Source organism: Streptomyces sp. NPDC059861, assembly GCF_042731435.1.
Taxonomy (GTDB): domain Bacteria; phylum Actinomycetota; class Actinomycetes; order Streptomycetales; family Streptomycetaceae; genus Streptomyces.
Genome location: NZ_JBHWJQ010000045.1, coordinates 26,756 through 51,767, shown reverse-complemented (window position 1 = coordinate 51,767; position 25,012 = coordinate 26,756). Strand labels below are relative to the sequence as shown.

At 67.2% G+C, this 25,012-nt stretch carries 24 protein-coding genes and 3 pseudogenes; 17 read left to right on the top strand and 10 right to left on the bottom strand.

Annotated elements, in window-relative coordinates:
- Positions 1-32: 32 nt before the first annotated feature.
- Positions 33-1,118: an IS110 family transposase gene (locus ACFV6X_RS30695; protein ID WP_385389052.1), complete on the bottom strand. Its 1,086-nt coding sequence runs from the start codon at positions 1,116-1,118 to the stop codon at positions 33-35.
- Positions 1,119-1,374: 256 nt separating this feature from the next.
- Here ACFV6X_RS30695 and ACFV6X_RS30690 point away from each other — a divergent pair, with 256 nt between their 5' ends.
- Positions 1,375-1,857 carry a hypothetical protein gene (locus tag ACFV6X_RS30690; RefSeq protein ID WP_385389050.1) on the top strand — a complete coding sequence of 161 codons (483 nt, stop codon included), beginning with the start codon at positions 1,375-1,377 and terminating at the stop codon, positions 1,855-1,857.
- A gap of 223 nt (positions 1,858-2,080) precedes the next feature.
- On the opposite strand, the gene ACFV6X_RS30685 is transcribed toward ACFV6X_RS30690, so the two are convergent.
- Positions 2,081-2,602, bottom strand: a complete 522-nt coding sequence (locus tag ACFV6X_RS30685; RefSeq protein ID WP_385389047.1) for a hypothetical protein — start codon at positions 2,600-2,602, stop codon at positions 2,081-2,083.
- A 755-nt stretch (positions 2,603-3,357) separates the two neighbouring features.
- On the opposite strand from ACFV6X_RS30685, the gene ACFV6X_RS30680 reads away from it, so the two are divergent.
- The 9 genes and pseudogenes from ACFV6X_RS30680 (at position 3,358) to ACFV6X_RS30640 (ending at position 6,789) form a co-directional block, all read left to right on the top strand.
- The gene (locus tag ACFV6X_RS30680; RefSeq protein ID WP_385389045.1) at positions 3,358-3,933 is read left to right on the top strand and encodes a DUF5994 family protein; all 576 of its coding nucleotides are present in this window, start codon (positions 3,358-3,360) and stop codon (positions 3,931-3,933) included.
- Between the two features lie 5 nt (positions 3,934-3,938).
- Complete coding sequence (locus ACFV6X_RS30675; protein ID WP_385389042.1) at positions 3,939-4,127, top strand: hypothetical protein; 189 nt, start codon at positions 3,939-3,941, stop codon at positions 4,125-4,127.
- 94 nt (positions 4,128-4,221) lie between these two features.
- Positions 4,222-4,482, top strand: a pseudogene (locus tag ACFV6X_RS30670) (hypothetical protein); the annotation flags it as partial.
- A gap of 56 nt (positions 4,483-4,538) precedes the next feature.
- Positions 4,539-4,811 carry a hypothetical protein gene (locus ACFV6X_RS30665; protein ID WP_385389039.1) on the top strand — a complete coding sequence of 91 codons (273 nt, stop codon included), beginning with the start codon at positions 4,539-4,541 and terminating at the stop codon, positions 4,809-4,811.
- Between the two features lie 444 nt (positions 4,812-5,255).
- Positions 5,256-5,432: a hypothetical protein gene (locus tag ACFV6X_RS30660; protein ID WP_385389036.1), complete on the top strand. Its 177-nt coding sequence runs from the start codon at positions 5,256-5,258 to the stop codon at positions 5,430-5,432.
- Between the two features lie 213 nt (positions 5,433-5,645).
- On the top strand, positions 5,646-5,822 hold the full coding sequence (locus ACFV6X_RS30655; RefSeq protein WP_385389033.1) for a LexA family protein: 177 nt from the start codon (positions 5,646-5,648) through the stop codon (positions 5,820-5,822).
- Positions 5,819-5,944, top strand: a complete 126-nt coding sequence (locus ACFV6X_RS30650; protein WP_385389031.1) for a hypothetical protein — start codon at positions 5,819-5,821, stop codon at positions 5,942-5,944. Before ACFV6X_RS30655 ends, ACFV6X_RS30650 begins: the two co-directional genes overlap by 4 nt.
- Positions 5,945-6,056: 112 nt before the next feature.
- Positions 6,057-6,263, top strand: coding sequence for a hypothetical protein (locus ACFV6X_RS30645; protein WP_385389094.1), 207 nt, complete (start codon positions 6,057-6,059; stop codon positions 6,261-6,263).
- 184 nt (positions 6,264-6,447) lie between these two features.
- On the top strand, positions 6,448-6,789 hold the full coding sequence (locus ACFV6X_RS30640) for an ANTAR domain-containing protein (protein ID WP_385389028.1): 342 nt from the start codon (positions 6,448-6,450) through the stop codon (positions 6,787-6,789).
- Positions 6,790-6,794: 5 nt separating this feature from the next.
- On the opposite strand, the gene ACFV6X_RS30635 is transcribed toward ACFV6X_RS30640, so the two are convergent.
- The 3 genes from ACFV6X_RS30635 to ACFV6X_RS30625 all read right to left on the bottom strand — a co-directional run bounded on the left by ACFV6X_RS30635 (position 6,795) and on the right by ACFV6X_RS30625 (position 13,445).
- On the bottom strand, positions 6,795-7,160 hold the full coding sequence (locus tag ACFV6X_RS30635; RefSeq protein ID WP_385389025.1) for an STAS domain-containing protein: 366 nt from the start codon (positions 7,158-7,160) through the stop codon (positions 6,795-6,797).
- A gap of 26 nt (positions 7,161-7,186) precedes the next feature.
- Positions 7,187-8,004, bottom strand: a protein-coding gene (locus ACFV6X_RS30630) for an IS5 family transposase (RefSeq protein WP_385389023.1) whose coding sequence is annotated in 2 segments (ribosomal slippage) — positions 7,187-7,632 and positions 7,632-8,004 — 819 coding nt in all. Because the reading frame shifts where the segments join, the coding sequence is not laid out codon by codon here.
- Positions 8,005-9,800: 1,796 nt separating this feature from the next.
- Positions 9,801-13,445 carry a hypothetical protein gene (locus ACFV6X_RS30625; RefSeq protein WP_385389020.1) on the bottom strand — a complete coding sequence of 1,215 codons (3,645 nt, stop codon included), beginning with the start codon at positions 13,443-13,445 and terminating at the stop codon, positions 9,801-9,803.
- Between the two features lie 380 nt (positions 13,446-13,825).
- On the opposite strand from ACFV6X_RS30625, the gene ACFV6X_RS30620 reads away from it, so the two are divergent.
- Together ACFV6X_RS30620 and ACFV6X_RS30615 are read left to right on the top strand one after the other, a co-directional pair.
- The gene (locus tag ACFV6X_RS30620) at positions 13,826-14,410 is read left to right on the top strand and encodes a hypothetical protein (RefSeq protein ID WP_385389018.1); all 585 of its coding nucleotides are present in this window, start codon (positions 13,826-13,828) and stop codon (positions 14,408-14,410) included.
- A 199-nt stretch (positions 14,411-14,609) separates the two neighbouring features.
- A pseudogene (locus ACFV6X_RS30615) lies at positions 14,610-14,882 on the top strand (transposase); the annotation flags it as partial.
- Positions 14,883-15,098: 216 nt separating this feature from the next.
- On the opposite strand, the gene ACFV6X_RS30610 reads toward ACFV6X_RS30615, so the two are convergent.
- The gene (locus ACFV6X_RS30610) at positions 15,099-16,340 is read right to left on the bottom strand and encodes an IS110 family transposase (protein ID WP_385389015.1); all 1,242 of its coding nucleotides are present in this window, start codon (positions 16,338-16,340) and stop codon (positions 15,099-15,101) included.
- 367 nt (positions 16,341-16,707) lie between these two features.
- Between ACFV6X_RS30610 and ACFV6X_RS30605 the strand changes: the two genes are divergently transcribed.
- Positions 16,708-17,121, top strand: a complete 414-nt coding sequence (locus ACFV6X_RS30605; protein WP_385389091.1) for a transposase — start codon at positions 16,708-16,710, stop codon at positions 17,119-17,121.
- On the opposite strand, the gene ACFV6X_RS30600 is transcribed toward ACFV6X_RS30605, so the two are convergent.
- Positions 17,087-17,587, bottom strand: a complete 501-nt coding sequence (locus ACFV6X_RS30600) for a hypothetical protein (protein WP_385389013.1) — start codon at positions 17,585-17,587, stop codon at positions 17,087-17,089. The two genes, ACFV6X_RS30605 and ACFV6X_RS30600, sit on opposite strands and share 35 nt — an antisense overlap.
- A gap of 214 nt (positions 17,588-17,801) precedes the next feature.
- On the opposite strand from ACFV6X_RS30600, the pseudogene ACFV6X_RS30595 reads away from it, so the two are divergent.
- Positions 17,802-17,864 (top strand): annotated as a pseudogene (locus ACFV6X_RS30595) (hypothetical protein); the annotation flags it as partial.
- Positions 17,865-18,038: 174 nt separating this feature from the next.
- On the opposite strand, the gene ACFV6X_RS30590 reads toward ACFV6X_RS30595, so the two are convergent.
- Together ACFV6X_RS30590 and ACFV6X_RS30585 are read right to left on the bottom strand one after the other, a co-directional pair.
- On the bottom strand, positions 18,039-20,468 hold the full coding sequence (locus ACFV6X_RS30590) for a SpoIIE family protein phosphatase (RefSeq protein WP_385389010.1): 2,430 nt from the start codon (positions 20,466-20,468) through the stop codon (positions 18,039-18,041).
- Positions 20,469-21,497: 1,029 nt separating this feature from the next.
- Positions 21,498-21,881 (bottom strand): hypothetical protein, encoded by a 384-nt coding sequence (locus ACFV6X_RS30585; protein WP_385389007.1) that lies wholly within the window; start codon positions 21,879-21,881, stop codon positions 21,498-21,500.
- A gap of 98 nt (positions 21,882-21,979) precedes the next feature.
- Here ACFV6X_RS30585 and ACFV6X_RS30580 point away from each other — a divergent pair, with 98 nt between their 5' ends.
- The gene (locus tag ACFV6X_RS30580; protein ID WP_385389004.1) at positions 21,980-22,342 is read left to right on the top strand and encodes a PPOX class F420-dependent oxidoreductase; all 363 of its coding nucleotides are present in this window, start codon (positions 21,980-21,982) and stop codon (positions 22,340-22,342) included.
- A gap of 56 nt (positions 22,343-22,398) precedes the next feature.
- On the opposite strand, the gene ACFV6X_RS30575 is transcribed toward ACFV6X_RS30580, so the two are convergent.
- Positions 22,399-22,797: a hypothetical protein gene (locus ACFV6X_RS30575; protein WP_385389088.1), complete on the bottom strand. Its 399-nt coding sequence runs from the start codon at positions 22,795-22,797 to the stop codon at positions 22,399-22,401.
- A gap of 439 nt (positions 22,798-23,236) precedes the next feature.
- Between ACFV6X_RS30575 and ACFV6X_RS30570 the strand changes: the two genes are divergently transcribed.
- Together ACFV6X_RS30570 and wrbA are read left to right on the top strand one after the other, a co-directional pair.
- Positions 23,237-23,704: a MarR family winged helix-turn-helix transcriptional regulator gene (locus ACFV6X_RS30570; RefSeq protein WP_385389002.1), complete on the top strand. Its 468-nt coding sequence runs from the start codon at positions 23,237-23,239 to the stop codon at positions 23,702-23,704.
- 545 nt (positions 23,705-24,249) lie between these two features.
- A complete protein-coding gene (gene wrbA / locus ACFV6X_RS30565) occupies positions 24,250-24,867 on the top strand; it encodes an NAD(P)H:quinone oxidoreductase (protein ID WP_385388999.1) in 618 nt (205 codons plus the stop codon).
- Positions 24,868-25,012: the final 145 nt, after the last annotated feature.

Here is a 25,012-nt window from a genome sequence, read left to right as displayed (position 1 = left end):
ACCCTAACGAGCCGAAGATGCTCCTATGACTGTCAAGCCGCTGGAGGCAGGTCGGTTTGGGTGATTTGCCCCGTCGGTGTCCTGGTCAGAGCGCGGTAGACCTCGCGGGCGACGAATCGCTTGAGGCAGCGCATGATGTCCTTCTTGTTCAGCCCCTCTTTGGTTCGGCGGTCGACGTAGTCGCGGGTGCGTGCGTCGAAGCGCATGCGGGTGAGCACGATGGTGTGCAGTGCGTTGTTCGCGGCCCGGTCGCCGCCTCGGTTGAGGCGGTGGCGGTGGGTGCGGCCGGACGATGCCGGGATCGGAGCGACCCCGGCCAGGTGCGCGAACGCTCCCTCGGAACGCATGCGTTCGGGGTTGTCCCCGGCCGAGGCCAGCAGTTGGCCGGCGGTCTCGGGCCCGACACCGAACAGCTCAAGCAGCGCGGGAGCGGCCTGCCTGACCAACGGGCCGATCTCAGCGTCCAGCTCGGCGATCTCAGCGTCGAGTGTCTGGTGGCGTCGGGCGAGCCGCCGCAGCGAGGCTCTGGTCGCCGCCAGCGGGCGCGACAGGTCCTCGCCGGGCCGCAGCCGGGCGAGGGTCCGTATCAACATGGCCCGGTCCAGTACAGCGACCTGCTCACGCAGCAACGCGGGCGCCGAGACCAGCAGGGCTCGGATCTGGTTCATCGCCTGGGTACGGGCCTTGACCGCGCTGCGGCGGGCGACCCTCAGCACGCGGACCGCCTCGACCAGGCCGTCCCGGCTTTTGGGGATGCCAGTGGCGCGTCCGGACAGCACGGCTGTCGCGGCTGCATAGGCATCGATCGAGTCGGACTTGCCCTTCGTGCGCCGTGTCTTACGGTCGGGGCGGTCCACGTCGACGACGGCAATGCCAGCTGCGGTCAGCACCCGGGCGAGTTCGGCTCCGTAGGCGCCGGTGCCCTCCACTCCCACCGCGACGAGCGCGCCGTGTGAGCGCATCCACTCCAGCAGATCCCGGTAGCCGCGGATGGTGGCCGGGAACTCCCGGTCGGCCAGGTGCCGACCGACTGTGTCGATCACTGCGGCATGGTGGGTGAGGCCGTGAGTGTCGACTCCTCCGGTGATCTGCGGGCTGTCGTGCGTCATGCTGGTCATGTCCGTCCTTGTGGCGTGTCCGTTTCCGAGGGCGGCACGCGCCGGTCGGGCGGGTGGACAAGACAGTGACGGGGCTTCTGGACCAAGCTCCTATAAGGTCACAAACGCCCGTCCGGCCGCGTGCGCGGCGGCCCTGCCGACGAGCCGACAAATCTTAAACAGGACAGTCGATGACCTCAGTCCAGTAAGTGAGTCAGACCCACCGGCAGAACCACCAGTCACATTCTCACTGTCAGTAAGTGACCTCAGCCCGCTGATGGCGCGCCGCGAAGACGGCGGCCTCAGCTATGGCCGTTTCCGCGTCGACCCCGCGTTGGCCTTGCTGCGGTGGCCGGACGACGTCGTGGAACAGTTCCTGTTCGACCACGGCGACAATCTTGCCTTCGTGTACGACTACAGCGGCATCGACTTGCGCGACGTCACGTGGCGGCTGGAGACGATCCCGGCCGCGGACTTCAGCCGGATGCCGACGGGAGCGTCCGATGCCGGCTGTATCGAGAGCTTCGCCGAGAACCCGGTGCACTGGGTCATGGTTCGCCCTCCAGAGGTCGGTCGGCACTGGGAGGAGCAGGGGACGTGGCTGCGACCGCCGATCTTGATCGACCGCCGCTTCCTGGACCCGTCAGCCAGCGGGCTGCAGGTCATGGAGGGCAGAACGCGCGTTGGTGTCCTGCGCGGACGCTTGCGTGAGGGACTGCGCGTCGCGTCCCACCATCAGGCCTGGGTCGGACACCCGTGAGAACACTTCGTGCACCACCGTGCGTACCTTGCCGGTGGCGCAGCTGATCTCCGCGGTGGTCGACCTCGGCTACGCCGTTTACCGGCACCCGGTGCTGGCTCAGCCGGTCGGCAATCCTCCGGGTGCGGTGCTCTCCGTGATGGAGCAACCGACCCCCGCACCGCCCGGCGCCGGCTGTGGAGGGCGAGACTCTGACGACGGAGGGGGGTACTCCGAAAGTGCTCTAAGAAACCATGATCGTTATTACTGCTGAGGCGATGGCTACCAGAAGACCCAGGACAGCGCATACGGCTCCGATCGCCCCGGACCGGCCAGGGTCCGCCGTCAGCCTCTGCCACCACTGACCGTCGGTCGGCACGACACGCACGCGTGTTCTGGCAAGCCACTCCGCGAACATTTGCCAGCCGATCATCATGGCCGCACCCATGACCACGCCGCTGAACAGTGACCTAGGGTCACCCTCCCGATACAGGCCCTCGAATGCTACGGCGACAGAGGCCCACAAGAAGAGGGTCTGCGCAAGCAGATGGACCGCAAACGGCAAGAAACCACCGCCAAAACGACGCAGTCCCTGCGACCGAACGAGCACCTTCTCCATCGCGCTCATCCGGTCGCGGACTGCTGACAAGTCACCAGATACACGCAACTCAGTGATCCATGACGAGTCGCCGATGACCAGCACGACCATAAACAGAGGCAGCAACTTCCCCTTGGGACGTTCAAGATCACCCATCGTGACTTCCACACGCGGCTCATCAGGAGCGCTGCTGAGACACACAGTCAGCTTCAACGCTGCCAACGTCCTGAGCCCTACATCTGCCTCAAGCGCTTGCAAGGAACTCGCTCTGACGTGGAAGTGATCGCGGCTAGAGAACCACGATTCGTCAGAGGACCATCCAACGCCCTCCCAAGAGACAACGACAGGCTCCGCGAAACCGGTTGTCGCCCGGTCCTGTAGATCCTCCAAAAGTGTCCGCTTTAGGCGGCAGCCAGTGAACTGCTTGCGTCGAGACCACATCAGCATGGCCGTTACCGTAGCGACTACGTGCCAGACACGTGACGACCTCAAGCCCGCCTGATACGCAATCAGTTGCGCCTAGCATGATCTGAGTGAGTCTCTTCAGCATGGTGGCAAGATCTGCTGCGATGTCCTGCCTGTCAATCTCGGCGGACGGGATCGAGCTGTTCCGGACCGTATCGGTCACGGTCAGCCGTTACCGATACCGAGCCAGTCGGCCGTGCGTCGTCTCAGATAGCGGCCGATGCCGGCGCCGGTGCCCGGTCGGCGAGGTGTACGAGCCCGCCCCCGTTTGACGATACTCCCGCCGCCCGATGCAGCGTCCGCCGGAAAATACCTGGTCAGAACGGTCATAGTCCGTCGAACAGGCGTACAGTGAAAGCACCGGAGGTACTTCGCACACCGGCTTTCACGCGGGTGTCATTTCCGGCGACCACGAAAAACCGGGCTGTCGACGGACAGCCCGGGGGCAGGTCCGCATCATGACCACGACCCTCGACCGGACCACGCCCCGCGACCTCGCCGCAGAGCTTCCGGCACGCTTGTCCCTCACCCCGAAGACCATGCTCGCCGGCCAGCTGGACGGGGCCTGGTGGCCCTACTCCCGCGACCTCGAAGCCGAGCTCCCACCGCTCGCCGCCGCCCTGGAGGAACACTGGGGGCGCATCACACGCGTCACTGTGAACCCCACCCGCTGGCCCGTCGTCCCGCACACGGTTGCCGTGGACGGGCGCAGGCTGCACGTGGGCTGGTTCACCGAACAGGACCCCGACAAGCTCATCCTGCTCTCCTACACCGTCGGGCGCTGGGACCTCCTCGTCATCCCGCCCGAGACCGCACCCACCGCCGCGGCCCGCCTGATGGACGCCGCAGCGATCCCCGGCAGCATCCTCACCGCGGGCGCCCTGATGACCAACGAAGCCGTCATCGGGCGCGGTATCCGTGACGCCGTGCGCCAGGAAGCCACCTGGGAGGGCGAAGGCGGCGCCTGCATGTCCCCCTTCGGGAACCCGGTGAGGCGAAGTGCCCTCCCGCTGCCCGGAAACAGCTGGAGGTGAGTTCCGTGGAGACCCTCGTCACCATCGCGGTGATCGTCCTCGCGATCGGCATCGGAATGCGCCTGATCCACCTGCTCAACGCCCAGCACGACGCACGGATCGCGGCCTACCACTTCAGCGCCCCCCTGCCGAGACCTCCCGGCCTGCCGGCCGACAACAGTCGTCGAGCCCACCGCACGGATACCGACCGGTGAAGAACGGACCTTCCTCCGACCGGGGGCAGCGGTCGGGGCGCCACGGCGCCCCGACCCGCCGACTGCTCGCCCACCCCGAAGGGAGCACGCCCACGTGAAGTACATCGAGGCCCAGACACTGGCCTCGCACGGGCACGCCGAGGTACGGATCATCGCGCACACGCCCGAAGCCGCCCGAGCGGTCGCGGAGGCGCTTCGCCACTGCTTCGCCGGAGCGGAACAGCGCAGCTATCCCAGTCTCGACGGCGACACCCGCCTCCACCTCACCGTGGACACGGCAACACCCGCCGGCCCCGCCCGCTCCTGGCTGGCCGTCAGCCGGAGCCCCGTCGGCACCGGCGCCCACTCCGACGAGACCTCAGAGCCCCCGCGGGCCCCGGAACCCACCCCTGCACACGGAAGGACGCGGTCATGGCCACACTGCGCGAACGCAAGACCTACCGCGAACAGGTGCTCCGGGTCCTGTACGAAGCCGTCGAAGGCAACCGCCTCCTCGGCATCACCGGAGCACAGCTGCGACGCGACCTCCACATACCGGAACAAGACCTCGCCGCCGCCTGCACCTACCTGGCGGGCGAAAGCCTGATCACCGTCGACTGGGAACCGGGCAACACCCCCGCAATGGTCACCCTCACCCACGAGGGAATCCGGCGCATGGAGTCCGAAGAAGAAGAGCACAGCTGAATCCCCTTGCACACGCGAAGGGCCTGGCACACGGGTAGCCAATGCTTCAGTTCCGCCTTCGGTCCGGTGTCGGCAGCAAACCTGCCGGGGCCGTGGTGCGGCGAAGGCGAACGATCTGCGGCGTCATGGTCTGTCCGTCGACGGCGCCCGTACGCGCCGCGCCGAAGAGGTTCGGCTGCTCACCAAGGAAGGGCTGGCCGTCGCCGCGATCGATGTGGACCGTGAGCCGGAGGAGATGGGTGGCATGCCCAAGAGCGGGGGCCGTTCCGAGGCCTCGCTCCCGATGACGGTGAATGAGACGGTCATCGGGTTGATCCACCCGAAGCCAGACCTGGACCTGGTCGCGGGGGAGCCGGCCGAAGCGGTCGCGGCCGCGCAGGCCGCAGTCGACGCACCCGATGGGATCGGAACCTCACCTCCTACGCCACCAAGGTCGCCCTCCCGGTGAAGGGCACCTGGAAGAACCTCGCGATCGGCAGCGCCCGCGCCGACGTCGTCCTGACCGCGGCGGAGGCCGGGGTGCCGCTGCTGTTCATCGAGGCCGACAACTGCACCGAGGAAGCCGTCCTCATCACCCGGAAGTACGGCCGGTTCTTCCAGCGGCAGGAGAAAGGACACTGATGTCATCGAGAAGCCGCTGCGATGCACCCGATGGTTCGCACCCTCGTCTGAGGAGTACGAGCGGGTGCACCCGCCAGTTAGGCTCGTCTTCCACCTGGTCGGCAAGCGCTCCGCCAGGAAGCAGATGCAAGGGTCCCTGACCTCCCGCCACCACTGGCAGGGCGTCTGGCACCGTGAGGGGGCTTTCACTCCTACGACGGCTGCATCCCGATCGTGGCGACCACGCTGGAGCACATCGCCGCTCACGGCCACGCGCCGACGATCCAGCAGATCGGCACGGCCGTCGGCATGCGCAGCAGAGCCTCGGTGCACTACCAACTGGCCGAGCTGGAAGCGAAGTCCGCGATCGTGCGCGAACCGGGCCGGTGGAGAGGAATCCGCCTCGCATGACCAGCCCCGGCCGCTATTACCTGGTGCTTGCCGCCGGTAGCCCGCCGGTGCAGCACGGCTGCATGACCGGCGCTCGAACCCTCGCCGACGACACCGACCACGTGCTGGTCGCCTGGCCATAAGTGGTCTTCACCTGTTCCGGGTGAGGCTCGAAGGGGCGGATAACGCCATGGTGGCAAGGGTCAGGACAGGTCCGGGGTGGCGTACCCGGACGCGGTGGGAACGGGCAAGCTGATGCGATTTGAGATGCGTATCGACGGTGGAACGTCGCAGACTCTCGCGAAGGCATTCCCCGAGCTGGATCATGTGGTCATGGGTGGGCAGAGCGTGCTGTTCGGCTCGGTGGGGGAGCCGTTCGAGCTGTACCGGCTGATGCTGCGCTGTCAGTCGCTCGGGCTGCACGTGATCGAGATGCGGCACCTGCCGGATGCGGGAGTGTGAGCTGGCCTGGTAAGGGCGACTTGTCGGGGGAGAGGTTGGGGAGACAGCCTCTCGGGTTCTTCGCCGGCCATGGCCGGCGAAGAACCTTTCCCCAGCGTGTGATCTTCGCGTCGCACGCGGGGTGTCTTGCGGCTCTGGTATCGGGCAGGCGTACTGCAAATGTCACCTGGAGGGAGAGCCGGTCATGTCGACATCCCGTGTGCAGCCGTCCCTGCCCGAGGACAGCCAGGACGGCACTACGGCCCGCCTGGAGAGGGAGAACGCCCAGCTGCGGCACGCGGTCGGCTCTCACGCGATGGTCGACCAGGCCATCGGGGTTTTGATCGCGATCCACGGGATCCCGCCGGCGGCCGGGTTCGAGGTGCTGCGCGAGGTCTCCCGGCACACCAACGTAAAGCTGCACACGGTTGCCGAGTCGTTGATCGGCTGGGCTGTGGGCGAGCAGCTGCCAGAACACGTGGGCCGCGCGCTTCAGGAGGCCGTGCTCCGTCGTTCGGGCCCGACCGGCGCTGAGCGGGCTGGCTGACGAGGTCAGTCGGCCAGGGCCTGCTGGACGGTGGGACGGCAGGGGATGATGGCGTCGATGCCGACCAGCTGCAGTACCCGCAGTACGGATTCGTGAGCGCCGGCGATGCGCACCCGGCCGCCCGCGGCATTCGCCTGCTGGTGAGTGGCGCCGAAGACGTTGATGCCGCTGGAGTCCAGGAAGGTGACGTCGCTGAGGTCCGCCACGATCCGCGGCCGCTGAGTGTCGTTCCCGACTTGCAGGGCTTCGCTGAGCACGGCCTTGACGTCGTGGTCTCTTTCGCCCTGCAGAGCCACGACATGGATGCCGTCGACCATGCGGTGCTCGGCAAAAAGCCGGGCCGGCTGGCTGGCGTTCTCGATGTCGGTCACCGTCCCCTCGGCTGCGCTTACTGGCCCTAGCAAAGCCTCTGTACGTGGCGATGGGTGATCAGGCAGACGGCGAGTCCGAGGAAGGCCTCGTGGATGTCGTCGCGTCGTTCCCGCCGGATGCGAAGGCGTCGGAAGCCGTGCAGCCAGGAGATCGTGCGCTCGACGACCCATCGGAAGGTGCCCAGGCCGGTGCCGTGGGGCTGGCCACGTTCGGCGATCACCGGTCGGATCCCGCGCTGCCGCAGGAGCCGGCGGTACTTGTCGTGGTCGTAGCCGCGGTCTGCGAAGAGCATGTCGGGCCGCCTGCGTGGCCGGCCGACGAGCCCGGCCACGGCCGGGATCTTGTCCAGCAGGGGCAGGAGTTGGGTGACGTCGTTGCGGTTGCCGCCGGTCAGCGGGACCGCGAGCGGGATGCCCTGGCCGTCGGTGATGACGTGGTGCTGGCTGCCCGGGCGTGCGCGGTCGACCGGGCAGCGCCCGCTTTTGGGCCTCGCCGGGCCGCGCGGACGTGCGAGGAGTCGATCACCGCCCGCGACCAGTCCAGCCGGTTCTTCGACCGCAGCTTCTCCAGTAGCAGCGCGTGCAGCTGGTCCCAGACACCGGCCTCGTTCCAGGCCGCCAGGCGCCGCCAGCAGGTCATCCCTGAGCCGAAGCCCAACTCTTGGGGCAAGTACTCCCACTGGATCCCGGTATGCAGGACGAACAGAATCCCGCACAGGGCCTGCCGGTCCGGCACTCGAGGTCTGCCCTCGACCAGCTTCGGACCCGGCTCGGGCAGCAACGGCTCGATAAGTGACCAGAGTTCATCCGACACGATCCACGGTCGCGACTGACGTTTCCCCACGACGAGACCAACGAGCAGACAAGCTAACAGTCACATGATCAACAGCTTTTGTTAGAGCCAGTAAGCGACGGCGCGGTTGATTCATCACCCCCAGTCAGGGTGTCATATCATCTGCGTCGCCGCTCCCGGTGTGGTTCACGAGCTCTGCATGCACTTGCGTCGGACCGTCACCAGCGGGGGTAGTCGTCGAACCCGCGGCACGCCGCGACATCCACCGACGCCGCGAAGTGGGCTGCCACTTGCGCTCAATAGGAGCAGGTGGCAGCCCACCTTGGGTATGTATGCGCCGCCGGACGGATCACTGGACCGGCATATTCCGACACCATACCTGCGCAGCCTGACCGGCCGCGGGATCGGCCGTGTTCCACGTCAACCGTTCTCATGGGAGACTCATCACCCAGGTACAGGTTGACGCATCATCTTCGTTGGCTATCCTTAGGACGTGCCCGCGCACTGCGGGACACATGACCTACCGCTATAACCGACCCCCCGATACTGCCTGATTCCATCCAACGCCCTTCCCCATACCACCTGTTATTGCATGGAGGTGCAAATCGTGCGTTTTCGCAAGGCAGGAATCTCTGCAGCCGTTGTGGTGACGGCGACCGCGGCCCTGGCTGTCGGCCTGTTCGCGAGCCCAGCGTCGGCCACCACGGAGACCGGGCCCAGCGTACGCAACCCGGGTGACGCCTACTGCGCGGCGGACACGATCTGCTTCTATGAGATGACCTGGCCACCTACCGGTGGTGGGGACATCCGGGACAGCGCCTTCTCCGGCAGGACGGCTTGGTACACAGATCTCAGCAAGGGGGAGTGCACCACTCTTCCGTTCGGGGCCCACGGATTGTTCGCCCAGACACAGCGCTTTGCGATGTACACGGGCGAGGGCTGCTCGGGTACATCCCAGCTGTCAGTGGGCGGTATGGTTCTCGGCTGGTCGTGGATCGGCAGTGACGCGGTACACAGCTTCAGGGTCCTGTAACAGGGTTGCCCGGCGCGGAGTCGTCCCAGCGGGACAAACAAGAGCGAACTTCGCAGATTGATCAATGCCGCGAAGTCAAGGACCCGATGACGGTGTCAAGGCGGTCATGAGATGTGGAAGGGCCTCTGCTATCCAGGGGATCGACTCAGATCTTCCTGAGACGCTGTTGCCATACCGAATTCAGGCGTCGCTGATCGAACGGGAGTCCTGATCGGGTGATCTCGGGCTGTGGGTGCATGAGGGCAGGGCCTCCTCTGCAGCTCGTGGGTGTCGAATCCAGCCGAGCAACGGGAGGCCCTGTTGTCTTGGTCTTGCGTGCCGGAGCCCGTGGGGTCCAACTCGGTTTCTCTGTCGCGGGATCAAGTGGCGGCCGATGCCGGCCGACTTCCCCGTCTACCCTGCGAGTATCGATTGTGCGCCGAGGGCATCCCTACAGTGCAGGTACGTCCCCTGACAGCTACGGGCTCCACCCAGCACCAGGGCGATCGTGTGTCCACGTTGTCGCGTAAGACCCACAGCAAGGGCCGGTACCCGCACAGCGGGGAGCCGGCCTCTTTGCTGTACGCCCGCGCTCCCTCGGACCAGCTTCTCCCTCATGCCCCCTCCGGCCTCGGGACTGCGGAACAGCCATTGGCGCCGAGAACGATCATGTCCGATCGGCGCGAGCGTGTTGACCGGGTTCTCGTATTCGCGGCGGGCCTTGCGCTGGGCCGGACCACAGGAGCGCTGTGACCGCCGTCGAGGGGCTGGCAGCGGGCGAGGAGTCCGAGGTGCACGGCTCACTCGCCGTCGGCCACAGCCCGCCAGAGCCGACTCATCCGGCTGACTCGTTGAGGTAACTGGCCCGTTCCTCCTGGGTCAGTTCACGGGTGATGCCGTCCCGGGAACGCCGCAGGACCTCGTCAATCGGTTCGCAGGGCAGGCATGTCCAGACGCGTACGGTGCCGTCGTCGTGCGAGCTGACGAACCGATTGCCGGGCAGGACGTTCGTGTTCTCTACAGAGGCACCGAATCCGTGCAGGACCACGGGCGGGCTGTTGTCAGTGGTGCTCCAGATCCGGGTGGTCGCGTCGTTGCCGCTGGTCACCGCCCGACGGCCGTCGGAACCGAACGACACACTCCACACAACTCCCTGATGTCCGTTCAGTACCCGCGGTCGGCCGGGCTTGGTGAGATCCCACAGCCTGGCCGATCCATCGTTGCCGCCGCTGACGAGGTGCCGTCCGTCGGGGCTGAACGCCACCGTCCATACCAGGCCTTTGTGACCACGGAGGACCTTCAGATCCTTGCCGGTGGCGGGGTCCAGGACGTGGATGGTGCCGTCCAGGCCGGCCGCGGCCACGCGTCGCCCGTCGGGGCTATAGGCGACGTACCGCACTTTGTCCTGGCCGGTGTCGACCACCAAGGGTTCCGCGCCCGGAGTGGTGTGCCAGATCCGTACGGTGCCGTCGCTGCCGCCGGTGACCAGTCGGCGTCCGTCGGGGCTGAACTCCGCGGTCCACACCGGCCCGTCGTGGCCGCGCAGTACGACGGGTTTCGTCGCGTTGTCCACCGGCCAGACCCGTGTGGTCCCGTCGTCGCCGGTTCCGGCCACCCGGCGGCCGTCCGGGCTGAATGCCACCCCGAGGACCTCGCCGTCGTGCCCGCGCAGCACGGTCGGCGGGGCGGTGCTCCCGGTCCGCCAGACGCGCACGGTCCCGTCGGCGCCGGCGCTGGCGAGCCGATGGCCGTCCCGGCTGGGCACCGTCGCCCACACCGGCCCGTCGTGACCGGTCAGGACGCTGTCGCTGCCCGTCGGGGCCGCCTCCCAGATCCGTACGGTGCCGTCCTCGCTGGCGCTCACCAGGCGCCGTCCGTCGGCGGCGAACGCGACCGCGGTCACGGTGCCGCGATGCCCGCGCAGGATCAGCGGTGCGGCGCGGTGATGCACGTTCCAGATCCGTACGGTGCCGTCGTTGCCCGTGCTCGCGACCCGGGCGCCGTCCCGGCTGAAGCCGATGCCCTCTGCCGTGCCGTCGTGGCTGCCGAGCACGACCGACTCGGCGGGGGCGTCGGGGTCCCACAGGCGCGCGGTCCCATCGGTGCTCGCGGTGGCTATGCGCTGTCCGTCGGGGCTGAAGGCGACCGCCTCCACGGAATTGCTGTGCCCGCGCAGGACCACGGTCGTCCGCCGACTCCTGACGTCCCAGACGCGTACCGTTCCGTCTCCGCCGCTGCTGGCGAGGCGGCGTCCGTCGGGGCTGAACGAGACGCCGAGCGCCCGCCCCTCGTGGCCGCGCAGCACGACCGGTTCGCCTCTCCCTGTGGCGTTCCAGATCCGTACGGTGCCATCGTCACCGGCGCCGGCGACGCTGCGGCCGTCCGGGCTGAACGTGGCGCTCCACACCTGTGCCGTGTGCCCTCGCAGGATCACCGGCTCGGCGCCGCTTGCCCACTTCCATACCGAGACTGTGCCGTCCTCGCCGGCTGCCGTGATCCGGGTGCCGTCCGGGCTGAACACCGGCGTCCACACCTCGCCGTCGCGGCCGCGCAGCACCACTGGGTCTCGCAGCGTCGTGCCGTACCGCCACACCCGTATCGCGCCGTCGCCGCCGCTGGTGGCGAGGTACCGGCCGTCCGGACTGAACGAGACCCCGAGAACCTGCCCGTCGTGGCAGGCGAGCACAGCCCTCACCCGTGACTCGAACACGGCTTGGCGCAGTGCCGCCTCGGTCTCGTCGGTCGCACTGGTCCGGTAGGCACTGGTAGCCAGTAACAGGCCCAGCTCAGGGTCGAGCTCGGCCTGGCCACGCGCGCTCGCCACGAGTTGCCGCGAGAACGCGAGCGCCTGCCCGGCCTCCGCCCGCCGGGCCTGTACGAACGCGACGCCCGCGAGGACGGCCAGTGCGACCACCGCCGCCATGAGCCCACTCACGGTCAGCCGCACACGGCGCCTCACCGCCGCCCGCTCGGCCTGTGCGCGGTCGCGGCTCGCCGCCAGGAACTCGCGTTCGAGATCATTGAGCCGGCCGGTGTCCCGGTCGTCCCATTCGGCCAGCCGTACTCCGCGGTAGAGCACCCCGTCGTCCCTGCCGTGCTCCGCCCACTCCCCGGCCGTATGGGTCAGCCGCCGGTGTGCGCGCAATTGTTCGCGGCCGGTCTCGATCCACATACGCAGTCGCGGCCATGCAGTGATCAGGGCTTCGTGGGCGAGGTCAACGGTGTCGTCATCGAGGGTGACCAGGCGGGCGCGGGCCAGTCGCTCCAGAACCAGCGCAGCATCACCGCGGGTGCGTGCGGCCAGTTCGGTGCGCAGAGCCGGGCGACGGGTGTCCTGGGCTCCTTCACCGGGGGTGATGAGCCGCAGCAGCAGATCGCGGGCGACAGCGGCCTGTTCAGGAGAAAGCTGAGTGTAGAGACGCTCTGCGGTTCGGGCGATGGCACCGCTCACCCCGCCGACGGCCTCGTAGGCGGCCTCGGTGAGTGCTCTGCCCCTGCGTCTTCGCCAGGTCTCCAGCAGCGCGTGCGACATCAGCGGCAGGCCCCCGGACTCATCGGCGACGTCCCCGATGATACGGGCGGTCAGGGCGCGTTCCAGGATCAGTCCGGTGGCTGCGGCCGGTTTGACGATGGCGTCGCGCAGTTCGTCCCGGGTCATCGCAGTGACCAGCAGGTTGGCGTCGCGCAGTGCGCCGGCCAGGGCGTGGTGTTCGGCGCAGCGGCCGTAGAAGTCGGCGCGGACCGCGATCAGCACCTTCAATCGGCTTGCCGGTAGGAGGGCGGCGAGCAGGAGGTCGATGAAGCGGGTACGTTCCGCTGGATCCTGGCAGAGGGTGTAGACCTCCTCGAACTGGTCGACGATCACCAACGTTTCCGTGCCGCCGTCGCCGGGTCTGCTTGCGTCGAGGAGAGAGGCGTGGGCGCGTGCGGGGTGGTCGCCGGGCGTCAGGATCTGGATCACGGCCGGCCGCAAGCCGGGCTCCTGGGAGTGCTGGAGGGTGGGGATCAGGCCCGCACGCAGCAGGGAGGACTTGCCGCTGCCGGACGGGCCGAACACCGCGGCGAACCGCCGGCGCCGCAGCAGATCCAGGAGGTCGCCAGTGAGCCGGTCCCGGCCGAAGAAAAGTTCGCTGTCGCCCGGCTCGAACCGGGCCAGCCCCCGATAGGGCGCATCCGCACCCTCGCCGCCCTCCTCCTCCGCGCCGACCGCGGCGGCGTCGTCCACGGCCTGTTTCCACCGGGCTTCCCACTCGACCGCATCGCCCCCGCATGCCGACACGTAGGCCAAGGTCACCGCCAGCGTGGGCAGTTGCCCGCCCGCCGCCGCCTGCGACAGGGTCGTGCCCGAGTAGCCGGCCCGCTCGGCCATCGCCCGATACGTCATCCCGCCCACCTCCGTCCGCAGCTTGCGCAACTCGAACGCGAACCGCTGCACCGGACCCGCCCCTGGATCCACCGGCACCTCACGACGTCCCGCCATACCCGCCCCCTCGCCACCCATCCACACCGGACACCTCACCTTTGCACCCCCCAACCCGGCCCGAAACGTCACCCCCGGCCATTGATTGGCTGCCGGAACAGCCCTGCCAACCAATGAGCCAGCCGCTGAGATCGGTTGGTGAGCGGTACCGAGGGATGGGGCTGCTGCTGGGGAGGCGGTCATGCCTACGGCTCCCCAGCGGAACAAACAGATCCGGCCCTGACTGCATGCACCTGGCCGCGCCCCACGCGGCCTTGCGAACCCTGCTGTCTCGCCGGACAGCCCAGGGCAGTCAGGGCCCGGCCGCATCAGTCGCCGGAGGCTGTCTGCCGGCGCCCGGAGCTGCTCATGAAGCGAAACCAACCGACGGAGGAAACCCCATGAAGTTCCGATCCCGGATCACGAAGCCCCTCTCAGCCGTGCTGTGTGTCATGGCGCTGGCAGTCGGAGCCGGCAGCACGGCTGCGGCCGCCACGGACCGGACCGCGCAGTCGGCCGAGTCGAAGTACGCGGCGCAGGCGAAAGCGGTGGGCCTTTCGAGCAGGCAGGCAGCCCAGCTGCAGGACCGGGTGGACGCCAAGCTGGCGGACATCAAGGTTCCGGCGGAACAGGTGGGCTACAACGAGATCCGGGCGAAGGACGGCAGCGCGATCGTCACGGTGTCCGTGCCCGGCGTGGCCAACACCAGCTGTTCCTACGAGTGGCTGTGCCTGTGGACCGGTCCCAACTGGACCGACAGCAAGGTGTCGTTTACCGAGTGTCGGGACTACGACCTGAACAACTACAGCTTCAACAACGACACCCTCACCTCGTACAAGAACAATCAGACCACCGGCACGGTGGCTCGGTTCTACAACTGGGAGGGCCGCAAGGTGTACAAGTTCGGCAGCACGGCGTACCACACGGAGGACAGCCTCGCGAACACCCCCTGGGACAACATGATCGACATAGTCGACGTCTGCTGAGCTCTTGCCGGTAGCCCGATCATCTGAGCAGCCGCTGCTGTATCGCCCGTGGTGGGCGTGAGTTCGAGGGTGTCGGCTCGGTCGGGTGATCTTCGGGTCGGCCGCGCATGGGAGGGGGCCTCCTGCACAGCTCGTGGGTGTCGAATCCATATAGAGCAACAGGAGGCCCCTGGTGCTGCAGTTTTCCGTGCTGGTGCCGATGGAGTCCAACTCGGCGCCTCTGGAGTGTGACTGTCTCGCTCACCGGTTCGGGAACGCCGCGGACCGTCCGTACAGGCGCCCGGGTTACCCCTCGGACATGTCGGACGCCGAGTGGGGTGTGGTCCGGGATGCGATGCCGGTCCCGCCCTGGCTGGAGGGCCGCGGCGGGCGGCCGGAGGGGTTCTGCCACCGGGAGATGCTCGACGCGGTGCGCTACCTCGTCGCGGGCGGGATCGCCTGGCGGGCGATGCCTGCGGACTTCCCCGCCTGGGACCGCGTCTACGCGATCTTCCGCCGCTGGCGTGACACCGGTGTGCTCGCCGAGTTCCACGACCGGCTGCGCGACCGGGTCCGCCAGGCGGCCGGCCGGGACACGGAGCCGAGTGCCGGTGTCATCGACGCGCAGTCGGTGAAGGGGGCCGCGTCGGTGCCGGCGGCAAGCCGGGGCTTCGACGGCGGGAGGAATACATCCGATGCGGAGAACGCGTCAAGCGGCAAGGGCCAGGTGAGGTTCCCGTGTGGTCGGGAAGGCCACGGCCTCGTTGAAGGGAACGCGGTGCGCCAGGCAGTGGTGAAGGCAGCCGATCATCCGGTTGAAGAGGTTCCTCTGGGCCGCTGTGTGGCGGTCTCCGGCTTCACGTCGGCGGTCGTAGTGGGCTCTCGCTCCGACCGAGTGGGCCATCGCTGAGAACGCCCACATGTAGCCGACGCCGGCCAATCTCTGGTTCTTGACCCTTCGAGCGCCGACGGCCACGTTCTTGCCGGAGGCTCTGGTGACGGGAGCGGATCCCGCGTACGCCTTGAGACCTCTGGCGTCGGCGAACCGGGTCCGGTCGTCCCCAATCTCGGCCAGGACGCGGGCTCCGCTGAGCGGGCCCAGGCCAGGAAAGCTGGTGATGATCTCCGCATCGGCATGGGCCTCAAACGCCTGCACTGTGGCTTCGGCGAGGTCATCGGCGCTTGCGCACGCGGCCTCCAGCTGGCGAAGCAGCGCAAGTGTCTGCCGTCCCATGGCTTCCTCGACCAGCGGGAGATGGCGCATTTGCGGCAAGCGGAGCGCGTGGTGCAGACGCGCGACTTCCGTGTCGATGGTGTTCTTGCGGCCGGCCTTCTTCAGCAGGGCCCGCAGCTGGGCTCGAGTGAGCTTGGCTGCCTGCCGCGGGGTCGGTGCAGCGGCCAGGAGAGTGCGAGCTATGGGATGAAAGATGCCTTCGCGCCGGTTGCTGACGGTGGCCAGGTAGCCGGGGAAGTACTCGCGCAGGTGGGAGGTCAGCTTGTTGCCGGCCTGGGTTCGGTCCCAGACGGCGTCCTGCTGGGCGCGGGCGAGAACCGCGACGGCCTGGACAAGTTCAGAGTCGGCGGGGAGCTTGCGGTGAGCTGCGGCATCGGTGCGGAGGATGTTCGCCAGCACCATGGCGTCCAGGTGGTCGGACTTCTTGCGGGAGACCGTGTGTCGGTCGCGGTAGCGGGCGGCGGCCATCGGGTTGATGGCGTAGACGGCACGACCCGTCGCTCGCAGGCAGGCGACCAGCAGTCCGCGGGAGGTCTCGATGGCCACCGGGACGGGCGCTTGCGGGGTATCGCCGTGCTCGGCGAGCATCCGCAGCAGCTGGTCGAGCCCTTCCGGGGTGTCATCGATACGTGCCCTGGCGAGCAGCGAACCCGATTCGTCTACGACGGCTATGTCGTGGTGATCGCTGGCCCAGTCGATGCCGCAGAACGCTCTCACTCGCCTCACGCTTTCTCATCGGACCTGTGTTGTGGCTGGTCACAGCCGTGCAGGGCATGCGTCTCTCTAATGGAGGGGCTCAGTGGCCCGACATCCGATTAGCCGTTCATGACCCCAGCGACCTGCGGGGCCCTCGGTCTTGATCGGAGCTAGTGGCTCCCGAGCACGTAAGAGGTAGTCCCCGCGGGGGGCTTGGACCACGATCATCATCGGTGATCAAGTGATCGTTCTCGACGCCGACCGCGAGCGTCAGCACACGTCAGTCTTCTTGGAGGGCTCAAGGCCCGGATCAACGGAGGACGTCGTGCTGGCGCCGGCGGACGGCGTCGAGGAGGTACGTTCAGCGACCTCAGCTATCGCCCATTAGATCAACGGCCGCAAGAGGCACATCGTCGTCGACACCCTCGGACTCCTGCTGACGGTGATGGTCACCGCCGCCTCGGTCACCGACCGGGACGCGGCGAAGATCCTCCTGGCCCGGCTACGGGAACGGCACTGGCGGATCACCCTGGTCTGGGCGGACGGCGGCTACACCGGCCGGCTGGTCGACATCGCCCGCGACCTGTTCGCCCTCACCCTGCAGGTCGTCAGACGCAGCGACCGGGCCGCGGGCTTCGTGGTGCTGCCGAAACGGTGGCTGGTGGAGCGGACGTTCGCCTGGCTGATGCACTCACGCCGTCTGGCCCGCGACTACGAGAGGCGCACCGACACCGCCGAAGCGATGATCCACTGGTCGATGACCATGGTCATGAGCCGCCGCCTCGCCCGGCGGGCAGGCTGAACATCCCCGGACGGTACTCGGCCAGCCACCCCCGCGCGGCCAGCCGCTTCGCCTTCGACCGCACTCCCTCGACCTTCGCGGGGACCGTCTCCAGGCCGAGCGCCGCGGCGAGTTGCCGGCAGTCCATCGCTCCCGCACGCGGCCCCCTCCCGCCGGCCACCACGTCCATGTTCCGCTGATAGTCCGGCGCCAGCACGGTCGGGGCGAGGCCGTCGTTCCAGTGCGGCACCACCGATCCTGGCACGGACGCCGCGTTCCGAACCGGTCCGTCACCGGCGGACGCGGCTGCCGTCGGCGCGATTCCCTCACCTCCGTCGGGTTCCTGAAGGACCGCAGCCACCGTTTCCCGGGCGATCACGAACCGTTCCCACACAGCCTCCGCCTCGCGCAGCTCGCCCTCGAGGACCTCCACCCGCTGCCGGGCAGCACGCTCACGTTCCTCCAACAGCCCCAACACCGACGGCATCCGCAACCTCCATCACGGAGATGACACGACACCCCGACCCTGCCGCAGAAACACCAACCCTACGCCTGACCAGCAGAAACACACCCCCACGCTCGGAAAGACAACAGCTACTGAGAACGGAGGCCCTGTGGCCCAGTTTGTCACGGGCGGGACAATTGACGTGTTCGCGCCCGCTAGCATCGGTGAGTTAACGTAGGTCATCCCACCTGGACTGGTGGATGCGGTGGTGGAAGAGGCCGGAGCCCGCGAGCAACGATTGCGGAGTGTCCCTTCTCGAGTCGGGGTCCACTTCGCTCTGGCTCTCGGGTTGTTCGAGCATCGTGAGGATGCAGAACTCGCCAAGGCACCGGGGGTCCTCTCCCTGACTGGTCGAAGCGTGTCCACCATCTCGGGGGAAGGCCAGGGGAAGGCCCCTGGACCGTCACCTGATCGGTGGCCAGCTCGAAGAAGCTCAATGATCCAGCTCGTGCTCCACGTCCTGCTCAGTCCAGATGGTTTTGCCGCTGTCGCTGAACCTAGTGCCCCAGCGTTGAGTGAGTTCGGCGATGAGGAACAGCCCTCGGCCCCCTTCGTCACCGGAGCGCGCGTACCGCAGGTGAGGAGCGGTTGTGCTCCTGTCGGACACTTCACATATCAAGACGTGATGGTCTCGAATGACACGTAGGTGGACAGGGCCTTCCGCATGACGAATCGCATTGGTGACCAGTTCGCTGACCACCAACTCGGTGACGAATGCCGTCGCTTGGAGTCCCCACACGGTGAGCTGCCGTTGGACCAGACTGCGTGCGGTGGCGACGACCGCCGGGTCACTGGGCAGGTCCCAAGTACTCATATGGTCCTCGTCAAGGCGGTGCGTGCGGGCCAGCAGCAGGACCGTCCCCCGGGGCGAGGACACCGCATCGGGCAATGCTGCCAGGATCTGGTCACGCAGCTCCTCAAGGGGGACATCAGCCGTCGAAGCCATGGCTCTGGTGAGTAGATCCGGCCCTTGATCCGTCCGTGGGCCATCGGACGGATGTGTCGGTGTGTAGAGCGCGAGCGTACTGCCGGCGGGCAAGTCGAACTCGGTGGTGGTGGAGTGGCGTTCAGGTGCACCCAGGGGAGCATCCATGGGAATCGTGAGAACTTTCGCACGGGCATCGGGTTCTGCCACGACCGGAGGAGGGTGTCCGGCGCTGGCCAGGGACAGACGGCCCGACGCCGGGTCGTAGACCGCATACAGGCACGTGATCTCGAATCCCGTGTCATGGGGCTGAGGCGCGGAGCCGGAGGAAAGCTTTCCTGCGATCCGCGCAATCAGCGTATCCAGGCGACTGAGAACCTCCTCTGGATTGAGGTCCAAGTCTGTCAGTGCGTGGACCGCGGTCCCCAGCCGGCCAAGGGCAGCAGCGCCGGACAGGCCCGTTTCGTTCGACGTTGCGACCGCGAGTACGACGCGGGCCCCCGACACTGGGATGACATCGAACCAGTTCGCGCCCGATGTGGCGGGAGCGAAGTAATGGGCGGTCTCCACCGCCGTCTGCTCGGCGAAGTGGTGGGGGAGAAGTTGATGCTGCAGAGCACGTGCAGCGCTGTGTTCTTGGGTATAGCGGCGCGCGTTGTCGATGCTCAGGGCCGCCCTGGAGGCGAGGTCACGCGCCGTGAGGACATCGAAGTCGGAGAACGGGCTGCCCTGCCCGAGACGGTAGAACGTCACCAAGCCTGCGACAGCGCCGCGGGCCCTCATCGGTACTACGAGGGAGTGGGCAGGCTGCTTCCCACAGGTTCCACGATACAGCGGCTCTCCGTCGTCACTGGGAAGCAGGGTGTCCACTCGGTAGGGCTCGTCAGCGACGGGTTCTCCCGTGGACGCGGAGTAAGGGAATCTGGGTTTGAGTGGGTTCGCTGTGCCCCCCGAAGAGTCTGTGTCGCCGGCGTACCGCAGACCCACTCTGCGGAGATCGGCCCGGTCCGGATCCGGTTCTTCCCCGGAGATGACAGGCGTGAAAACGTCGACCGTGGCAGCATCGGCGAACCGGGGAACCGCGACGTCGGCAAGCTGTTGGCCCGTCTCCACGACATCCAGGGACGTACCGATCACGGCGCTTGCGTCAGCGAGCAGCGTGATGCGCTCCTCCGCGATTCGCTGTTCTGTGATCTCGACAGCGGTCGTAGCGAGACCTATTACGCGGCCTGTTGGGTCTTCGAGTCTGAAGACCGAATTCGCGAAGACGTGGTCATGTTCGGGGTCGTCCGGGGGGCGGCCACGCTTCTCGAAGCCGACGTGGGGAACCCCCGATTTCAGGACCTCTCGCATGCGCAACTCGAACTCTGCCGAGTTGGAGTCCGGCCACAGCTCGTGTGGCATGAGGCCGATCGACTTGTCGCCGAAGATTCCCTGCATTCCCTTAGCCGCTGGATTGAACCGGCTAAGACGCAGGTCGGTCCCGTAAACACACAGGCTGGTGGGCGACTGCTTGAACAGAGTGTCGAGCACCGCCTCACCGACGACCTGACTCTCCGCCCCTTCGGGCACAGGGGACACGATCACAATCCATCGATCCGGAGGGTGCTCAGCGGGGCGTATCCACACCCGGCACGCTTCTGTGTGCTTGTCCCGGCAGCGCAACACAACCGGCGCCGCCAGTCCCCGCTCGGCGCTCCCTCCGTCGATGGGGATGGACTGCTCCGAGGCGATGAGGCTTCCTACTGACCTTCCGCGCATCTCGGATGCCGTGAAGCCCAGCAGAGCATGGGCCGCCGTGCTCCAACCGACGACTGCTCCCTGCTGGTCGATCACGATTTCCGCATCTTCGCGAAGTTTCTGGGTGAACGATCGCCGATCCGTCGCCCGGGAGGTGCTCACAGCAACCAGCCCCTCTTCGTCCTCTTGAGCCAGCATCGCTCAGTTCGACACAAAGGGCATCTGGGGCGTACTACTCATTAGCCACCGGCACTGGCATCGAAATCGATCAGGCAGAGCGCGCAGGGGTAAGATCGTTCGATACCTGCTAACGATCTTACCCCTGCCATTGGCGATCAGCCAGGAGCTGTCCGGGCGATCATGGGACTGCCCCGTGCCTGGGTCGTTGTCGCGGGCATGGAACGGAGCGATCTGACAGATGTCGAGTGGGAACGGTGCGGCCGTTCCTGCCGGTGAGCAACGGGCGTTGTGGCCGATGGCGGGATCACCGACAGGTGATCGTTGGGTCCTGCACCGGGTGCGGACCGGAGCGCAATGGTGGGCTGAGTGCCACCGCCAGTGGTCGGCCGACGGATCTGAGCGTCAGTTGCAACAGGTGTAGGTCGCTGCCGACATCGCTGGCGGGATCAATTGGGACATCTCGGTGGGCTTCACCATCCCGCGGGCCCATCAGTACGTGGTCGGCGCCCGGACGGAACCGCCGTTGGCGCCCACCCCCCTCGGACCCTGCCCTCCCCATGGTCACGGTAATCCTCGCGGAGATCGTCCTGCTGGCCCTGGCCCTGGCCCTGGCCGTGCTGGTGGTCTGGCGCATGTCACGGCCCGCTCTGGGCTGGCCGGCGCCACCGCCTTCGTTATGTTCACCGCTGCCACAGCTCCGTATCGATCTCCCCCGCCCCACTCCCGGTCGTCTCCGTAGTGCGGGCAGGTGTGCGTGAGGGCCCGGGGTCAGCTGGGTGGTCTGACTTTCATCAGTGCAGGCATCGCGGTCGAGCGACCGGCGGAAGCCGGCGCCGCGATGAACGTCGAGGGATAGGTGCCCGCCGGACTACTGCCCGTGGTCACCGGCTTCCTCAGCGAAGCCATCAGCCTGTCCGCGGCCACACTGCCTCACCGCCACTGTGGCCGTCGCAGCCGCGCTTGGCGCCCTCTACGTGGCGACCCGCCTCCGCACCCCCGTCTGACCGGCACGCCTCGCGCGGTCGGCAAGCCCCCAGCACCCTGGGGTCAGCCCCAAATGGAGACAGTCATGTACAAGAACATCCTGCTGGCCGCCGGGGGCACACCCGTTTCCGACGTGGTCGTGGACGCAGCGATGTCCCTGGCCAACGTCACACCTGCCGCGGTGCACGTCCTCACATCAAACCCTCTGACTTCCTTTGCGGCCCCGTTGCCGTCGTCGTCGACCTCGAAGACGACGAACAGGCCCAGAACGTCGTCCACGCAGTCCTCGCCCGCCTGCGCCGGGCGGGCATCACCGCCGAGGGGAGGGTACTTCTCGGTCGACAACAGCTGCGGACCGACGCCACACGGCAATACGCACACCGACTGGGCTGTGACCTCATCGTTCTCGGCCCCGGCGACCACGCCGGTCTGGGAGCGGTCCTGCATCCTCCGTCTCCGTTCTCCTCGTCCACGCCGGCACAACCACCACCTGACGAAAGGCAGCGTCATGTCCCTGTCCGAACACGCCAGAAAGCTTCTCGACGGTGGCAACATCCCTCACCGTCGCCACCGTGAGCCCTGACGGCTCCCCGCAGACGACCGCGGTGTGGTGTCGCACAGATGGCGACGACGTGGTGTTCTCCACGGTCGAAGGACGCCGCAAACACCACAACTTCCAGCGTGACCCACGTGTCAGCGTCAGCGTCTTCGATCCTGCCTCACCCTTTGATCGGGTGGAGATCCGCGGACGTGTCACGATCACCGAGGACCCTGACGGTGCCCTCATCGACGAACTATCCCACCGGTACACGGGCCAGCCCTGGCACGAGCCGGACCCGTCTGCGAAGCGTGTTGTCGTACGAGTCATCGCGCACAAGGTGGTGGAGCGGCGAGCCTCCCCGTCGTGACCTGCCGGCGCTCCACAGCCGTCCAGCGGGCATGGTCATCCATCGCCCTTCGCTGATCATGATGCGGGCGATGCCCACTGGCCGGAGTCGCCCCAGGGCCTCGACGGCTCCTTCGAGGATGTCTGGGGAGGGATGCGAAGTTGAGCCACGGGCTGAAGGCGGCTCCCGGGCCGAACCGTTGCCTCGGTGGCCGAGGTTGTGGTGACGGTTCGTGCCGCCGCGTCCGTGGAGAACCTTGCGAGGTTGCTCATAGCCGCGGCCGAGGCGGGCCATGGTCCCCGGCGTGAAGTTGTTGACCACCATGCCGCCGGCGCGATCAGGTCGAAGGCGAGCGTACGACCGCGGCCGGTCTGCAGGTCAAGGCAGATCGACCGCTTTCTGGAGTTGCACTCGGCGAAGTAGCCGCTGCGGTTGACCCCGGGCTTCTCGCCGCGGAAGGAGTTCATGCTGCGGATGACGTCCGTACGGAGCGGGATTCGACGTTGATCACCTCTGCTCCGTGCTCGGCGAGCCTTTGCTCATGAGGGGGTTGACACCGACTCACGAGAAGTCGGTTCCCCTGCCCACGGTCAGCGGTAGCCGCTCATCGATTCCCACTCTCGGAGTCACCACCGCATTCTCGATGGAAGCCATATGCCTTGAAGCGTTGTCGAAGCGTGAGCTGCAACGACAGGATGCCGACTTTCCTGTACATGGGAGGGGAAGAGGTACTTCCGAGGTGAAGCCGGATTAGCGGGTCCTACCCCCTATTCCGCGCCGATAGTGACCACAGGACGTGCAGCCGGGCTGGGCGCTGCCGATCGAGCAGGTCTGCGAGTCAAGCCCGAACGGCGTCGGTGCCGCTCACTCAACCGACCCGGTGACGTGTCATCCTCGTCGGTTAGGCTTGGCACTATGGCTGATCCCGAGTGGCTGACAGAGCGCGAGCAACGAGCATGGCAAGGCTTCCTCACCATGCGGGAGGAAGTAACGCGCCGCCTAAACCGCCGGCTGCTCCTCGACTCCGGCCTCTCAGAGCCGGAGTACGCCATCCTGGCCACGCTGTCCGAGGATGCGGAGGGCCATCTGCGCATCTTCGAACTGCGGGAGCGTCTCATGTGGGAGAAGACCCGTCTCACCCACCAGCTCTCACGCATGATCAAGCGTGGGCTGGTCGAACGCCAGCCCTGCACGGATGATCCCCGCGGGGCCTACGTCGCCCTCACGGCCAAGGGTCGCGAAAACATCCAGGGGGCCGCCCCGCTCCATGTCGCCTACGTGCGCCGCTCGTTCATCGATGCGCTCAGCCCGGTTCAGCTCGATGCCTTGGCCACCATCTCCGAGACGGTGCTGAAGCACCAGCGGGACAACCCCGAGGAATGAGCGAGGCGCGAGCGCAGCGCCGCCGACGTTTCGGGGGTCAGGGGACGCAGTGCGGATACCGCCCACCTCATGCTCACCGAGCTACATGTGGGTGTTCCGTCTCCTCAACTCAGGATGTCGCATCACCTTTTTGTTTGCCGCTCTTGGTGCGGTTCGCGAGGCCTGCGGCGCGCGCGTCGGCCCGCCCTGACGGGGGGGAGTCGTCGAACCTACGGCCCGCCCGGAAAAGCCGCGGACGCCACGAAGCGGGCTGTCGCCGACGCCTGTTGGGCCCAGGTGGCAGCCCGCCCTTGGGATGTGCACGTGGCGGCGGACGGATTGCGGACCTGGCACATTCCGGCACCATCCCAGTGGCACCCAGCCGGGCGTCGCGTCGGCTGTGGCCTACGCCAACCGTTCTCATGGATGACACATCACCCAATTCATGGTTGATGTGTCATCCAAGTGGGGCTAGCATTGAGACGCGCCCGCGTGCTGCGGGACACATGACCCCACCGCTGTGCACTGTCCGCACGCACCGGCGGTCACTGAGCGAAGGACCTGTGATGCACGATCCCGTCAAGCTCGCCATCGTCTACTACTCTTCGACCGGAACCGGCACCGAAATCGCCAGGGCGGTCGCTGCTGGCGCCGAAAAGGCGGGCGCCGAGGTGCGCATCCTCAAGGTCGCCGAACTGGCCCCACAGGCAGCCATCGACAGCAACCCGGTCTGGGCTGCCCACCATGTCGAGACCGCCCACCTGCCGACTCCCACGCTCGACGACGTGGAGTGGGCGGACGCGGTGATCTTTGGATCTCCGACCCGGTTCGGCAACGTCGCGGCACAGCTGAAGCAATTCATCGACACCCTCTCCCCTTTGTGGGGTGCGGGTAAGCTGGCCGACAAGGTCTACAGCGGCTTCACTTCCACCGCCACCCTGCACGGCGGACAGGAGTCCACGCTGCTGGCTCTCTACAACACCATCCACCACTTCGGCGGCGTCATCGTCCCGCCTGGCTACACGGATGCGGTCAAGTTCGCCGACGGCAACCCCTATGGCACCTCGCACTTCGACGCGCAGGGCACCATTCCGGTCGGCGAGGAGACCCGCGCCTCCGCCCGCTACCAGGGCGAACGAGTGGTTCGGTTCGCGAAGGCGCTCAAGCTGGGTCTCGACGCCTGATCTCCTCCGAGCGCCGCCGGTCCCGGACCTCACCGGCGGCGCGAAGGGCCGACGGCTTGATTGCATGCCAACCGCTGTCGAGTCCGTGAACGCCCGCATGGGCGCTGATGTGCATCTACACGGCCTCGTGAGCCTGGACCCCACC

Excerpts from the sequence above, each read along its gene's own strand:
- ACFV6X_RS30680 (WP_385389045.1), top strand. The coding sequence starts at position 3,358 with ATGACCACGACCCTCGACCGGACCACGCCCCGCGACCTCGCCGCAGAG.
- ACFV6X_RS30695 (WP_385389052.1), bottom strand. The coding sequence starts at position 1,118 with ATGACCAGCATGACGCACGACAGCCCGCAGATCACCGGAGGAGTCGAC.
- ACFV6X_RS30600 (WP_385389013.1), bottom strand. The coding sequence starts at position 17,587 with ATGCCGTCGGTGTTGGGGCTGTTGGAGGAACGTGAGCGTGCTGCCCGG.
- ACFV6X_RS30650 (WP_385389031.1), top strand. The coding sequence starts at position 5,819 with ATGACCAGCCCCGGCCGCTATTACCTGGTGCTTGCCGCCGGTAGCCCG.
- ACFV6X_RS30620 (WP_385389018.1), top strand. The coding sequence starts at position 13,826 with ATGAAGTTCCGATCCCGGATCACGAAGCCCCTCTCAGCCGTGCTGTGT.
- ACFV6X_RS30590 (WP_385389010.1), bottom strand. The coding sequence starts at position 20,468 with ATGCTGGCTCAAGAGGACGAAGAGGGGCTGGTTGCTGTGAGCACCTCC.
- ACFV6X_RS30640 (WP_385389028.1), top strand. The coding sequence starts at position 6,448 with ATGTCGACATCCCGTGTGCAGCCGTCCCTGCCCGAGGACAGCCAGGAC.
- ACFV6X_RS30690 (WP_385389050.1), top strand. The coding sequence starts at position 1,375 with ATGGCGCGCCGCGAAGACGGCGGCCTCAGCTATGGCCGTTTCCGCGTC.
- ACFV6X_RS30570 (WP_385389002.1), top strand. The coding sequence starts at position 23,237 with ATGGCTGATCCCGAGTGGCTGACAGAGCGCGAGCAACGAGCATGGCAA.
- ACFV6X_RS30585 (WP_385389007.1), bottom strand. The coding sequence starts at position 21,881 with ATGCAGGACCGCTCCCAGACCGGCGTGGTCGCCGGGGCCGAGAACGAT.
- ACFV6X_RS30645 (WP_385389094.1), top strand. The coding sequence starts at position 6,057 with ATGCGATTTGAGATGCGTATCGACGGTGGAACGTCGCAGACTCTCGCG.
- ACFV6X_RS30665 (WP_385389039.1), top strand. The coding sequence starts at position 4,539 with ATGGCCACACTGCGCGAACGCAAGACCTACCGCGAACAGGTGCTCCGG.
- ACFV6X_RS30625 (WP_385389020.1), bottom strand. The coding sequence starts at position 13,445 with ATGGCGGGACGTCGTGAGGTGCCGGTGGATCCAGGGGCGGGTCCGGTG.
- wrbA (WP_385388999.1), top strand. The coding sequence starts at position 24,250 with ATGCACGATCCCGTCAAGCTCGCCATCGTCTACTACTCTTCGACCGGA.